We start from the raw sequence: 14,290 nt of genomic DNA on the forward strand, positions 1-14,290 counted from the left end.
GTATTTATCATATCTCGTAAACTTAGTGCCAATTTTTATACTCGTGGTGCTGGTAAGCTACCCTTAAATTCAGGAACGTAGTGTGTAGGGCTATAACTTGGAACAGCATATTGATAATTTACATTTTTGATATTTAATGATGGTTTCCCAATTTTATAACCATTTGATTGTGAAAATGAGAAATATTTCTTCACACCTTTAACTACTTTATAAGAATAGAAGTATTTATAGTCATATGCTTTATTTACTTTAGCATTTTGATGTGTTGCTGTTGTGTTATTTTGGAAACTTGGTACATGCATACGATGTGAATTGTGACCATATGGTGGAATTACCTTGAAACTATTTATTTGTGGCACAACACAAAAGTGATTAATTTTAATGCTAGCATGCCCTGGTGTAACAAATTTATGCGCGTGATATCCAGGAACTGCAAAATGATGCTTGATAATTAAAGATTGAGATGGATGTGTATATCTAGGCGATTCTGATGGTTTAACAATAAAGTGTTTATTAATAGAATCCTTTGCATGATTTACATGTTTATGTACATGTGTTGATTTGTATGAAGTAATAACTTTCTTGTAGTGGGTTTGCGTAGTAATGAAGTGGTGGTTTACTTTGTTTTGCGTAATAAATCTATTTACTTCTGGGCCTTTAGCAACAAAATGCTTATCAACTTGTTGTGAAGCTGGATTGTTTGTTGCTACATTCACGCGATTATTGATTTCTTTGTACTCTGGTACAATGTTTCCTAACTTTGACTCTGGTACGGCAAAGTTTTTATCTACAATTTTACTAGCTGCCGATGAATCTACAATCTTATTCAATTTATCTTCAGAAGCTACAAAGTTTTTATTGTCAGCTAAATTACCAACATTTACTTTTGGTGCTTTTTTAAATTCATTGTAAGTTGGAATAATTTTATTAATTCCTGATTCTGGAACTACAAATTTTTTGTCAACACTCTCTGTCACTGATGCTTTAGCGTGATTTGAATTCATAATTTGTGTAGCAAATAGCGTGCTCATAGTTAAAACTAATAATTTCTTTTTCATCTGTTATTTCTCCTTTATATAGACTCAATATTATAACCAATATAATTTCCCTGTTATATTCACTAACAGCATTATATACCAGAATTTTCAGTATAATAATTAACTTGAAGTAAACGTTGTCTTAACATTTTTATTGTTTTTCAGCTTAAAATTAATTATTGATATTGATAGTTAAGCATAATAATTTTTTCGTAATATAAAGTGAAAAAAGTAATAGTCCACACCTGTTTAGAATGTGGACTATACTAGATTGCATCATTGAAATGATGACTTTGATATTATTTATTGCTAGTTTAAAATGTTGTTATTTTTACGACAAACTCATTATTTGCTTTGCAGCCATGCATTAATTATTTGCCATTATATACTTTATTGATTTGTTTATTAAAACGTTTTTGATGACCTTCACTTAAAGTATTTACTTTTTGTTGTGCATTTAATCGGTCTTTATAACTATGTGTATCTTTATAATTATCAACTAACTTTTGAGCTTCTCTAACGTGTTCACGCTTAATTACACGCTTCTCACGTTCAGTTAGATGAGAAGAATCAATTTGACTTATACCAACCAGTGATCCTGATTTTCTACCAGGTAAAGCAGACGTTTCTTCAAATTCAACAACATTATTATGCGTGTGATTTGAAGTTGTTGGTGATTGATGCGTTGTTGTGAAATCATGACTTTCACCATTTAATCCAGCCAATTGTTTTGGTGCATTATAAATAATTTGTTGCTGAGTTTGACGCTCAACTGTAGGCATTGGTACCTGTGTCGTTGTTTCAGTATATGTAGTCGGTGATGTTGGTTTCTTTGTTGGTGCAGAAACCACAAGTTTCTTGTCGTTTTCGTTGTCAATACGTTGTTTATGCTCAAAATCATATTCTAATGACACTACAGGTGTTTTCTTAATTTTTTGATTATCCAAAAATCTCGCTTTTCTTTCTTCTGCTCTTTTATCATATTCAGCTTTTTGTTGTTCAGAAACTTCTTGAGATGCAGGTTTGTGATTTTGAGTATTTAAACTTCTTTTACTTCTCTTGCTTCTTTTTGATTCATCACTTTTTGCTGCTTCAGTGTCAGATTTTAATTGAGCCATATTTTTATGATTTTTCTCTTCTTGTTTTTCATCTTCTAAAACAGGAATATTATTAGGTCTTGTTTTATCTATATCACTAAAAAATTCATCAATTATGGTTTCTAAGTCTTCTTTTTTATTTTCTAACATCCTTTTGTTAACTGCTTTTTTATTTGCTCTTTCTTCATCTTTATATCCCATAATTAAATCTAACTTACTATATAAACTTTCAACATCATCTCTATAGTTTTGATAAAATGTTTTACCTAACATTAATATCTGATTTTCTAATTTGTTTAATTCTAAGTCGCACTTTAATTGCTCCTCTTCATTAAAGTCTTTCAATTCAGGGTTATCTTTTTTTATATCTTCAATTTCTTTTAAGAACTCCTCACTTTGTTTTTTCAAAGTATTAAATACACTTTCATATCTTTCATGAGATAATCCTAGATAATCTAAATTATCAGTATTTCCATTTTTTATTTTTTTCTCTTCACTAAAAAATTTCTTCAAAGCCTCATCTTCAGCCATAAATCTCTGTTGATATTTTTTCATAGCTTCTTTATATTCAGGATTATCAAATCTTTCATTATCTAAGTTTGGAAAGGACCATATTAAATCATCCAAGCTTTTCTTATACTCTTCTACTGTTCTAGATTTATTTTTATTATTAGTCAGTTTCAACGACTCAGATACATATGGATTCTTCTCCCCAGAAACCACTGCACTCGCACGATTACTTTCCCAAATTTGTGATACACATAATGCTCCCAATGATAAAACTAGCAATTTATTTTTCAACTGTATTTTCTCCTTAATTTTCCCTAATTAACAACCTACCTTACACCCTATTTTTTCGCCAAGCCAAATTATATAACATCTACCTTTTTAAAATAATTAACTGTTGATGAATTAATTATTAATTATATTCAAACAATATATTTGGAAAATCCAAGTAAAAAAGCCACCTTTTAAGGTGGCTTCTTCATGAATCATATGATTAATTTAATATCATTATTACTTATTTCTTATCTTTATTTTCTTTTTTTCTTCTGAAAAGTAGTAATGAACCTATTGATGCTAATAATCCCCAAATTAGTGACGTATTTGCTTCATCTTCAGAACCTGTATCTGGTAATGGTTCTTTACTATCTTTAGCCTCATTTTTATTAGAAGCATTAGTACCATTTTTAGGTGAATTAGGCGGAACTACATTATTGTTAGAACCTGACTCGGAATCGCTATTTGAATCACTTTCTGAGTCGGAATCACTTGATGAATCGGAGTCACTACCTGAGTCTGAATCACTCGCTGAATCCGAGTCACTATCTGAATCTGAGTCGCTGTCTGAATCTGAATCGCTGTCTGATTCTGAATCGCTGTCTGATTCTGAATCGCTATCTGAGTCCGAATCGCTATCTGAATCCGAGTCGCTATCCGAGTCTGAGTCGCTATCTGAATCCGAGTCACTGTCGGAGTCGGAATCACTATCTGAATCCGAATCACTCGCTGAATCCGAATCACTGTCTGAGTCTGAGTCACTGTCGGAATCTGAGTCACTGTCGGAATCTGAATCGCTATCTGAATCCGAGTCACTGTCGGAATCTGAGTCACTGTTGGAATCTGAATCGCTATCTGAATCTGAATCGCTGTCTGAATCTGAATCGCTGTCTGAATCTGAGTCGCTATCTGAGTCGGAATCGCTATCTGAGTCGGAATCACTGTCGGAATCTGAATCGCTGTCTGAGTCGGAATCACTGTCGGAGTCAGAATCGCTGTCTGAGTCGGAATCACTGTCGGAATCTGAATCGCTATCTGAATCTGAATCGCTATCTGAATCTGAGTCACTGTCTGAGTCAGAATCGCTATCGGAATCTGAGTCACTGTCTGAGTCAGAATCGCTATCTGAATCCGAGTCATTGTCTGAGTCGGAATCGCTTGCTGAATCTGAATCACTCGCTGAATCTGAATCACTCGCTGAATCTGAATCGCTCGCTGAATCTGAATCGCTTGCTGAATCTGAATCACTCGCTGAGTCGGAATCACTGTCGGAATCTGAATCACTCGCTGAATCTGAATCACTCGCTGAATCTGAACCACTATCTGATGTAGAATCACTACCCGAATCTGAACCGCTATCTGAATTAGAATCGCTGCCAGAATCTGAACCTGGGTCAGAATCTGAATCCTCTGGAATTGGTTCAATTTCACCAGGCTCATCAGGTTGTTCAGGAACAACTGGTTTATCGATACCGTCACCAGAACCTGATCCGTTATTAAATGCTACTTCGTTGTCCCATGACATAGATCTCCATACAAACCTTGAGTCATATCCATATAAAGTTGAACGTAAAGCTAAATCACCTTTGCTATTCGGATCAATATGACCATTAACAACTACAATATACGGTGTTGTAATTTGATCATCAGGCGTATTAAACTCTACTTTATATTGATTTGGATTTGGGAATGTAATATTCACACTATTAGTGACATCCTCAAAGTTTTCTGGATTCACAAAGTAACTTTCAGATAAATCAGCTGCATTATCTACTTTATATACTTTAATACTTGTATTTTGCTGATCTATTAATGCATTACTATCCGTATTTGGTTTTAAATTACCTGTTAAAACCGGCGCAATAACATTATCTCCACTTGGATTGACATAAATTGTCTGACGATACGTATTATTTGTTTTATCGATTTGGTCAATTGTACCTTTAATAGATAAGTTATAAAACTTACCATATTTTTCATAATCTACTAATACTGTTTTGTTTGCTGTTGTACTACCTATGCCAGTTGTCAATGTTACATTACCTGTCTTTGTAACATTTTCAGGGTCAATATAAGCTGGCATAGTAATATTAGCTGTTACATTTTCTTTAGTATCAACATAGTCTGTAAATGTATAAATAACATTACCATCACTATCGATTACACCATTTGCCAATACTTGATCTCCGGCCATAATTGGAGGCACTTTAGCAGTTGAAGTTACACCATTTAAGTTTAATTCTTTAGGTACAGTTATTTTGAATGTGTCACCTTTAACAGCAGAATTAGGCACTGAAAAACCATAATTCAGTTTGACATAGCCTGCTTGGTGCGGATAAACTGTATCTCCAGAGTCAATACCAACTGTCACATTCGTCAACTGATTCGTAATATCTTTGCCAGCTGCCGGTGCATCTGCAGCTACTGCCGATAAACTAAATGCTCTCATTCTAGGCGCACTTGTATTAACCGCTTGATTAACTACATCTTTATTACTTGCATCTGTACTCTGTGGAGCTGATTCATTGTTTGAAGGTGTTGCTTCAGTTGAAGTATCTTGCGTTGTTGAAACATTTTCCGCATTTGTAGAATTTTGAGGTGAATTTACAGATGATACTGTATTAGTATCATTAGAAGTCGTTTCATTACTTGTTTGATTCACTAATTCCTCCGCATTTGTATTGCTTGATTGAGTTGTTGCCGGTGTATTAGCTTGATTCGTTGCCGTAGTAGCTTCACCAGTTACCGGAGTTTCTTCCGTAGTTGCATTTGTTAATGCTGATTGTGTCGTTTCCTGTTGTGCTGGATTTTGCGCCACACTCGTTTCGCCATTATTAGTGTTTGACGATGTTTTAGTATCACTCACGTTTGTGTCGTCTGTTTTAGGTGCAGCACTAACGCTACTTGAATCATTACTTTTGCTTTCGTTACTTGCGCTATCAGATTGCGTAACACTATTTTCACTTGCATCTGCTTCTTTACTGCTGAGTAGTCCAAAACCGATTAACGTACCTACAAGCACTGAAGCCACGCCAATCGATTTTTTCCGAATTGCGTGTTTTTCTTTTTTCTTCATATTCATTTTATTCCCTCTTTTTAAAAAGTCATTTTATATTAACTATATACCCTTTAAAGATATATTTAATCTCTGTTAATGGAATTATACACTAAAATCGCATTATAGCAATTAATTTGTATCGATATTTTATTATCCACAATAATACTTTACTAACAAACATTTTATTTATTGCTATTTTAAAAATTGCAAACGACAATGCACGATTTCATTGCAAACATTTTTTATTATTAATATGAACTCTACCTAATGTAATCCTAGCTTGAAATCATATTTTTTCAAAAGCAGATGTGTAATTTATGGTACCTGTTTTTCCCGCTAAACTGTTCACTTTTAATTCTTTAATTAAAAACGCTTCGTCTGGTATACCATCATATGGTGGATAAATGTCGTACATACTTGCGCGTTGATATCCTAGATTGGCATAATACGTCGGCCATCCTAATACACTGATAAAATTATATCCTTTTAATATTGCTTCTCGTTCTAATGCTTGAATCAATCGCTTCCCAATACCTTTATTTTGATGATGAATATCAACAGATACAGGTGCTAACACTAATCCAATTTCCCGTTGTGCCTCGTTATCAAGATAAACTTCACTTAGTAAACCGTGCCCTACAACTTCATTTTGAAGAACAGCTACTAATTCTAAGTTATTGTCATACGTATCACTTAGACGAATTTGGTCTACTAGTTCTGATTCATTACCATAACCATGTTCACTATTTTCAAATGCCGTTCTAATTAACTGGTCAACTTGAGCAAAGTCATGTTGATGTATTTGTCTAATTTGCATCTTTGCCCCTCCTTTTAGTTCTATCTTATAGAAAAATGCATTACAACATAAAGTAATATTTTATAGTAATGACGCCATTATTTCATTAAAATTGAATGATATTTTTCGCAATAAACAACTACCCTCTTAAATCAATTTTTAGATAAACTGCAAATCATAAATTTCTTTATTATTATAAGTATTAAAACAGTCGATTTGACCTTTTAATATAACTTCCTGTTGTTTGCGACTTACATTATGATAATAAGTCATACGTACATTCAAATCAGCTTCATAACCATTGTTCTCAATCGTTCTTTCTAATTCTTCGTACACATTTTTATTAATTGGTAACATGTACCCTTCTTTACTAGGTAAAATATTCACGTATTTTTTCTGAATGACTTTATCATTACCCAATAAAACCTCTATTGCAATTTTTTTAGCAGCACCGCCACCTAAATTATATAGTTTAATATAATCTTTATGATGATGCTCTTCTGTTGCCGAATTCATTATATTAAGTTGATCCTCCTCCCTTTCTAATAAAATTTGGTTAAAACCTAAAGCTGGCAGAAAGCTAATTTTCATTTGATAAAGTTGAACTGAAACTGATACAAAATAAAATAAAGCCATAATAAATGTTCCAATAGATCCTATAGCTGAAATAATATTAATCATTAAGATATCAACCTTCCCATAAGAAATTTATATGATTAATTTCAAACTGAAAAAGCATTTTACTTAATCGTTTATATCCAAAAACAATCATTTTAAACGTTATATTCGACTGCTCATATAAAAAGTTTTGCTTTATAGCCTTAAGTAATTTTTTAACCATCAAGTACGATTATTATTACGGCAATCTATTTGTATTGACTAAAAAATACAATAACGCTTTTGAGAGCTCCCATCTTTGACCAGTATTTTCCAAATTAATAACACTTCTTCTTCAATACATATTTATCTCATACAAATAAGTTGATTTTTTTATTTTTACAAACGTAATTTCTTAACAAATCAAAATTTTACATTTAAATCTTTCGATATATTACAAGTTTTTTAAAAAAGTAATATATTTCTATCAATAAAAGTAATATAATATTAGTAATTATAGTTTCATTAATTTATTGCAACAATACATAGGATCATTATTACAAGAATTATTTAATATCATCTTAGAATCTCACAAAATATCAACTTTGTTTAATTACTCAAAATGATAAGTCATTTAGAGTTTTTAAAATAAATTTTTGCGAAATAAAGGAGACATGTTAAATGAAAAAAGTAATGGGGATATTATTAGCAAGTACACTTATCTTAGGTGCTTGTGGACATCATCAAGATAGTGCAAAAAAAGAGAGCACTAGTCACAAAAAGAAAGAAAATGACAATGAAGAATTAAATGAAGAACTTAAAGAATTTAAAAGCAAAAAAAATATGGATATAAAAATTAAAGGCGATACTATTGTTAGTGACAAATTTGAAGCTAAAATAAAAGAACCGTTTATCATCAATGAAAAAGATGAGAAAAAGAAATATATCGCTTTTAAAATGGAAATTACTGCTAAAAAAGACGATAAAGACTTAAATCCATCTTCTATTTCTCATGACTATATTAATATCACTCAAGATGATAAAAATACAGTAAATAAATTAAGAGATGGTTATCTTTTAAGTGATAAAAAATATAAAGATTGGACAGAACATAACCAAGATCAAATTAAAAAAGGCAAAACTGCACAAGCCATGTTTATCTATGAGTTAAGAGGTGATGGAAATATTAATTTAAATGTCCATAAATACTCAGAAGATAAAACAGTTGATTCTAAATCATTCAAATTTAGTAAACTTAAAACCGAGGATTTTTCTCATAGAGCGGAAACAAGAGAAGAAGTAGAAAAGAAAGAAAAAGAATTTGAAGAAGAGTACAAAAAAGAACAAGAACGAGAGAAAGAAAAAGAAAAGCAAAAAGATGACGACCACAGTAGTTTAGATGAAGTATAAATTTATGAATGCTCGCATACAGCGTTATAATCTTTGTAATTATTATTGTCATTATAAATTAGCTTACCTACACTCATAATGACACACTAATTTAATTGTTAAATACAACAAAAAAGAGTAGCTCGCCTACTCTTTTTTGTTGTTTTGAATGAAGAATTATCTTATATAAAGAATTTTTTTATGAACAATATTAAAACTCTAAGCTCAACTTTTTTGACACTTATTTGACACATATTCTTTCAACCCTTAACGCAAAATCTTATATGTACACAAGTATTAATTTTTCATTCATGAAAATTTGAACCTAAGCAAATACTATCATATCAACGTACACAGCTAATTTAACCTTCCTCACAAGAATAGATAAAAAACATATAAAAAAGCCCACATCCACAAAGGTTGTAGGCTACAAATATGGAGACGGCGGGATTTGAACCCGCGTCCAGAGGTCCTGATACACATCTTTCTACGTGTGTAGTTTATCGAAAGGTTTCGCATCATGAAAAGTGATAAACAACCAACATGATGCTAGCTTGATTAAGTTTCTTCTAAACAGACTTCAAACGGCAGTGTTTAGCATATCCTATTAAGGTTGAATCGCGTTAACAGCATATAGGAAATGCTGTTAGGCGATGCAGAGTGCGATTAGGCAGCTACTGCGAAATTATTGTTTGATTTGCCAGTTATTATAAACTGTGTGTGTTGATGACGAAGACAACCCTCCGACACGCTTAATGAGCTCGGGGGACCCCTGTCGAATCCATGAACGTCCCCGAAATAATAAATCAAACAAATCATACTTTTGTAATTTACAAAAGCACATATAACTATATCAAATATAGCCCGATTAAGCAACTAAATCGCTTAATAACGGGCTTTCATATCGCGCGCAACATCTCGTTTGACTGCTTTTTCTTTCAAAGCTTGACGTTTATCATATTTTTTCTTACCTCGTGCGACACCAAGTAATACTTTACAATGCCCATGCTTCAAATAAAGCTTTAATGGCACAATCGAATAACCAATTTCACGTGTTTGATCACCCAATTTAATGATTTCACGTTTATGCAATAATAATTTTCGAGAACGAAGAGGATCGTGATTAAAACGATTCCCTTCTTCGTATGGTGCTATATGCATATTATTCAAATACATTTCACCGTTTTTAACTTGCGCGTAACTATCTTTAAGGTTAGCACTACCTCGGCGAATCGATTTTATTTCTGTACCTTGTAATACGATTCCCGCTTCAATCGTGTCTTCAATATTATAATCATGTCTTGCTTTACGATTTTCCGCTAATGTACCTGGTGATTTCTTCTTAGCCATTCATACTCACCTCATTGCTGCTTATTTTTTCTTACGACGTGCTTTCTTTTTCACACTTTTATCTTTATAAAATGGCTTATGTTTACTATTTCCTGATTTGTCATTTTTGCGTTCATTTTTACCTTTACGTTGACTACCCTTTTTCTTACGTCCTTTATCATCAGATTTTGATTTATCTAATGATTTACCACGCGTTTTGGCTTGAATTGTCTTACCTCGCGCTGGGCGCTGTGATCGATCATTTTTCGGTAAAGGCATACCTACAATTTGAAAATCAATTAATCGTTCATCTACATCAACATGCGTCACTTTAACCTTAACTGTGTCACCAATTCTAAATACTTTAGCTTGACGCTCACCAATTAATGCCATTTGACGCTCTTCAAAACGGTAATAATCATCAGTCATATTCGCAATATGAACCATACCTTCTATCGTATTTGGCAATTCAATGAACATACCGAAGTTAGCTACTGAGCTGACAATACCTTCAAATTCATCACCAATATGTTGAATCATATATTCTGCTTTTTTCAATTCATCAGTATCACGTTCTGCCTCAATAGCACGACGTTCACGTTTAGAAGTATGTTCAGCTAACTCAGGCAATTTGTCTTCCCAACGCTTCACTTCTTTGTTATCCATTGATTTCTCAATTAAATACTTACGGATTAAACGATGAACTGTTAAATCAGGATAACGTCTAATTGGTGATGTAAAATGCGTATAATATTCAGCTGATAAGCCAAAATGTCCCAAGTTCACATCATCATAATGCGCTTGTTGCATTGAACGCAACATCATTGTTGAAATGACCATTTGTTCAGGTCGACCTTCTACTTCTTCTTGAACCTTTTGAAGTGTTGTTGGATGAATATCTTCGCCAGTACCCTTAATCATGATGCCAAAGTTTGTAATAAAATCAAAGAATTGTCTTAAGCGATCTGATTTAGGTTGCTCATGCACTCGGTAAATAAAAGGTACATCTAACTTACTAAAATGTTCAGCAACTGTTTCATTTGCAATTAACATAAATGATTCAATTAGACGTTCACCCTCGCCACGTTGTCTTAATTGAACATCTGTTGGTATACCGTCTTCGTTAACTAATACTTTTGCTTCATTAATATCAAAATCGATTTCACCACGTCGTTTTCTCATTTGAATCAAACGATTAGATAAATCTTGTGCTAAATCTAACATAGGCGTAATTTCTTTATATTGTTCGCGAATGTTAGGATCCTTTTCAGTAATAATCTGATTTACCGCATCATACGTCATTCGATAATCAGAATGTATAACACTATCAAAAATTTCATGTTTAACAACGCGACCACTAGCATCGATTTCCATGCGACAGCTTAGAGTTAAACGATCAACATTAGGATTCAATGAACAAATACCATTACTTAATCGATGTGGAATCATTGGAATTACACGGTCAACAAGATATACACTTGTCGCTCTATCATATGCCTCTTTATCCAATGCAGAACCTTCTGTTACATAATAGCTGACATCAGCAATACTTACAGTTAATTGCGTATTACCGTTCGCTAACTTTTTAACACTAATTGCGTCATCTAAGTCTTTAGCATCAGCACCATCAATTGTGATTGTCAATTCATCACGTAAATCATGACGGCCTTTAATTTCAGTATTTTCAATATGATCAGGTACTGCTTCAGCTTCTTGTAACACTTCATCAGGAAATTCAATTTCTATGCCATGTTGATAGATAATAGATAAAATATCTACGCCAGGATCATTTTTATGTCCTAAAATAGCAGAAATATGTCCTTCTGGATTATCTGAACCATCAGCATATTTAGTAATTTGAACAAGTACCTTATGCCCATCTACTGCACCTAAACTTTGTCCTTTAGGAATGAAAATATCTTGCATAATACGTTTATCATCTGGAATAACAAATCCGAAATGTCTAGCTTCACTATACGTACCAACAACTTGAGTTACTGAATGCTTCTCAATCGACTTAACTTCCCCTTCAATTTTACCTTTATGTTCACCTTTAGATTGATGTATTTCTACAATTACAGTATCTCCATCTAAGGCACGATTAATTTTTGTTGGGGGAATAAATATATCTTCCATATCCTCATCTTCAGGTCTTAAGAATGCAAAGCCTTTTTTATTTTGACTTAACGTTCCCTTTATCAATTTTGAATGACCTTTTGAACTATGCTTTTTTTGATATCTGTCTGTTTTTGTACGTTCAATTAATCCTGATTGTTCTAATTCTACGAGCACCTTAATTAAATCTCTAAATGAGTCGGCACTACTTAAACCTAATGCATCTTGAAAATCTGACACTGACATAGGTTCATATTCAGGTTGATTAATAATCTCTTCTATTGATTGCTTTAAATTCATTATGCCCCTCCTTTCTAATGTTAAAATCTCTTTTTATTCTGACCAGTCTAATGACTCTAAAAATTGATAAATATCTTCAAATACTTGTTCTTTTTCTTTATCAATCGTAATAACATGTCCTGATTGACTATACCACTTGATGTCTTTGTCATCAGAATCTACATGGTCATATATATAATTTGCGGATTGTGGATCAATCATATTGTCGTTTTCTGCTTGAATCACTAAAATTGGGTCAAATACCTCATCAACTTGATCTTTAATCGTATCTAATGCTTCACTTAGTTCTTTTAAAGTTTCAGTTGGTTTAAAATGATCCATTTCATTATCAATAGTCTCTTGATTTTTACCTTCATACTTTTTAAAATTACGTGCATACTCTAAAAAGCCTTCATAAATGGCACCTTCAGTTTTGCCACCCATTGGTGCACACATCGTTACAATACCCTTTACATCTCTATTTAAGCTTAATTTTAAAGCAAAATCCCCACCTAATGATAGACCAGCAACAACAATTTCATCATAACCTTGTTCAACAAGATAATCATAACCATCTAACGCATCTTTAAACCAAACGAAAGGACTAGATTTCAGTATTTCCTCTGGTGGTGCCGCGTGACCTTCATATTGTGGTGCATACGAAGTATATCCCTTTTTTTGTAAAAATCGACCTAATTGACGTACATCAGACGAATTGCCTGTAAATCCATGTAATAATAACACGGCACGTTTGCCTTCTTCAAAAAAGAAAGGTTTTGGTAATTTTATCTGCATAAATCTAACGCTCCCTTTGCATACTTAACTAGGCTATATATTTTACATAGCTTATTGTTAAACTATTACATTCTTAATTATAAATAAAAAAGCCCGACATTTACATCGCCGGACCTTACATACCAAGATAACTTATGCAAATCATAAGTACAAAAAATAATATTGATAAAATAATTGTTAATCTATTTAAGAATAAATCGACGCCACGTTGTTTTTGTTTACCGAATAACTGCTCAGCACCACCACTGATGGCACCTGAAAGTCCACTGCTTTTACCTTCTTGGAGTAGTACAACAGTTATTAATGCAATACAATCAATGATTAATAATACGATTAAAAATGTATGCATAAATTGTCCTCCGTTCCTTATATACGACAAGTAGTATATCATATTTTTATTGTTAAAATCAATTTTCTAGCGATTAAATGTACTTTTACGTTTGATAGAAACAACAAGCATATAAATCGCTAATGCAACCGAACCTATAATAACGATTAAAATTGGCAATGTTAAGTACGCACCGTGTGCAGCTTTTATTGCTTGAATTGTGATTGATAAATTAATCAACGTAAACAAACTATTTGATACATAAACTGCAAACATAAACCACCACACATAAGTATGTCGATTCCAAAAAGTGATGAAGCCTGCTAGATAAGCCAAAATATACATAATACCAGTGAATCTAAAGCTGTTTAAAATGTAATCAATCGCTTTATCTGAAGTGTTTTGATTCGTTAAATTAAGTAATGCTTTGGCAGTCGCATTATCCAACGAAACAAAGTAATGAATAATCAATAATATTGAGAATACGATTGATGCAGTTGCAATAAAGCGTCCTGTTTTAATTTCTTTATTCGTTCTATCAGCCATTTGTTTACTCCTCATATATTTAAATACGTTCTATAAAACCTTTATTTAATTTTACCTTTTAATAAAAGTGAATACCCTGTCATACAATATTCATTTCAACATAAATTTATTATACCAGTTTAAGAACTGTCTCTTATACAAATC

Annotated in this window: 12 protein-coding genes and 1 other RNA gene; 1 reads left to right on the forward strand and 12 read right to left on the reverse strand. The window is 32.5% G+C overall.

Translation table 11 applies throughout. From position 1 onward, the window contains the following. Positions 1-35: 35 nt before the first annotated feature. The 6 genes from emp to IDG66_RS09875 all read right to left on the reverse strand — a co-directional run bounded on the left by emp (position 36) and on the right by IDG66_RS09875 (position 7,612). Positions 36-1,058 carry an extracellular matrix protein-binding adhesin Emp gene (gene emp / locus IDG66_RS09850; RefSeq protein WP_000728062.1) on the reverse strand — a complete coding sequence of 341 codons (1,023 nt, stop codon included), beginning with the start codon at positions 1,056-1,058 and terminating at the stop codon, positions 36-38. Between the two features lie 350 nt (positions 1,059-1,408). Continuing rightward, positions 1,409-2,935 (reverse strand): von Willebrand factor binding protein Vwb, encoded by a 1,527-nt coding sequence (gene vwb, locus IDG66_RS09855; RefSeq protein ID WP_000791730.1) that lies wholly within the window; start codon positions 2,933-2,935, stop codon positions 1,409-1,411. A gap of 220 nt (positions 2,936-3,155) precedes the next feature. Then, positions 3,156-5,996, reverse strand: a complete 2,841-nt coding sequence (gene clfA / locus IDG66_RS09860) for an MSCRAMM family adhesin clumping factor ClfA (protein WP_103143693.1) — start codon at positions 5,994-5,996, stop codon at positions 3,156-3,158. 262 nt (positions 5,997-6,258) lie between these two features. Further along, positions 6,259-6,789 (reverse strand): GNAT family N-acetyltransferase, encoded by a 531-nt coding sequence (locus tag IDG66_RS09865; RefSeq protein WP_001167166.1) that lies wholly within the window; start codon positions 6,787-6,789, stop codon positions 6,259-6,261. A 138-nt stretch (positions 6,790-6,927) separates the two neighbouring features. Next, complete coding sequence (locus IDG66_RS09870; protein WP_000608181.1) at positions 6,928-7,449, reverse strand: hypothetical protein; 522 nt, start codon at positions 7,447-7,449, stop codon at positions 6,928-6,930. A gap of 7 nt (positions 7,450-7,456) precedes the next feature. Next, the gene (locus IDG66_RS09875; RefSeq protein ID WP_001790158.1) at positions 7,457-7,612 is read right to left on the reverse strand and encodes a hypothetical protein; all 156 of its coding nucleotides are present in this window, start codon (positions 7,610-7,612) and stop codon (positions 7,457-7,459) included. Between the two features lie 434 nt (positions 7,613-8,046). On the opposite strand from IDG66_RS09875, the gene IDG66_RS09880 reads away from it, so the two are divergent. Further along, entirely contained in the window at positions 8,047-8,775 is a 729-nt protein-coding gene (locus tag IDG66_RS09880) for a DUF5067 domain-containing protein (RefSeq protein WP_000757407.1), read from the forward strand. Positions 8,776-9,187: 412 nt separating this feature from the next. Here IDG66_RS09880 and ssrA read toward each other — a convergent pair. The 6 genes from ssrA to IDG66_RS09910 form a co-directional block, all read right to left on the reverse strand. Further along, positions 9,188-9,549, reverse strand: a transfer-messenger RNA (tmRNA) gene (gene ssrA / locus IDG66_RS09885). Positions 9,550-9,639: 90 nt separating this feature from the next. Beyond that, positions 9,640-10,104 (reverse strand): SsrA-binding protein SmpB, encoded by a 465-nt coding sequence (gene smpB, locus IDG66_RS09890; RefSeq protein WP_001085185.1) that lies wholly within the window; start codon positions 10,102-10,104, stop codon positions 9,640-9,642. 21 nt (positions 10,105-10,125) lie between these two features. After that, positions 10,126-12,498 carry a ribonuclease R gene (gene rnr, locus IDG66_RS09895; RefSeq protein ID WP_001050053.1) on the reverse strand — a complete coding sequence of 791 codons (2,373 nt, stop codon included), beginning with the start codon at positions 12,496-12,498 and terminating at the stop codon, positions 10,126-10,128. A 33-nt stretch (positions 12,499-12,531) separates the two neighbouring features. After that, positions 12,532-13,272 (reverse strand): alpha/beta hydrolase, encoded by a 741-nt coding sequence (locus IDG66_RS09900; protein ID WP_001165958.1) that lies wholly within the window; start codon positions 13,270-13,272, stop codon positions 12,532-12,534. 115 nt (positions 13,273-13,387) lie between these two features. Next, a complete protein-coding gene (gene secG / locus IDG66_RS09905) occupies positions 13,388-13,621 on the reverse strand; it encodes a preprotein translocase subunit SecG (protein ID WP_000556760.1) in 234 nt (77 codons plus the stop codon). A gap of 66 nt (positions 13,622-13,687) precedes the next feature. Beyond that, the gene (locus tag IDG66_RS09910) at positions 13,688-14,146 is read right to left on the reverse strand and encodes a hypothetical protein (protein ID WP_000785252.1); all 459 of its coding nucleotides are present in this window, start codon (positions 14,144-14,146) and stop codon (positions 13,688-13,690) included. Positions 14,147-14,290 lie beyond the last annotated feature (144 nt).

Source organism: Staphylococcus sp. EG-SA-18 (assembly GCF_017151825.1).
Taxonomy (GTDB): domain Bacteria; phylum Bacillota; class Bacilli; order Staphylococcales; family Staphylococcaceae; genus Staphylococcus; species Staphylococcus aureus.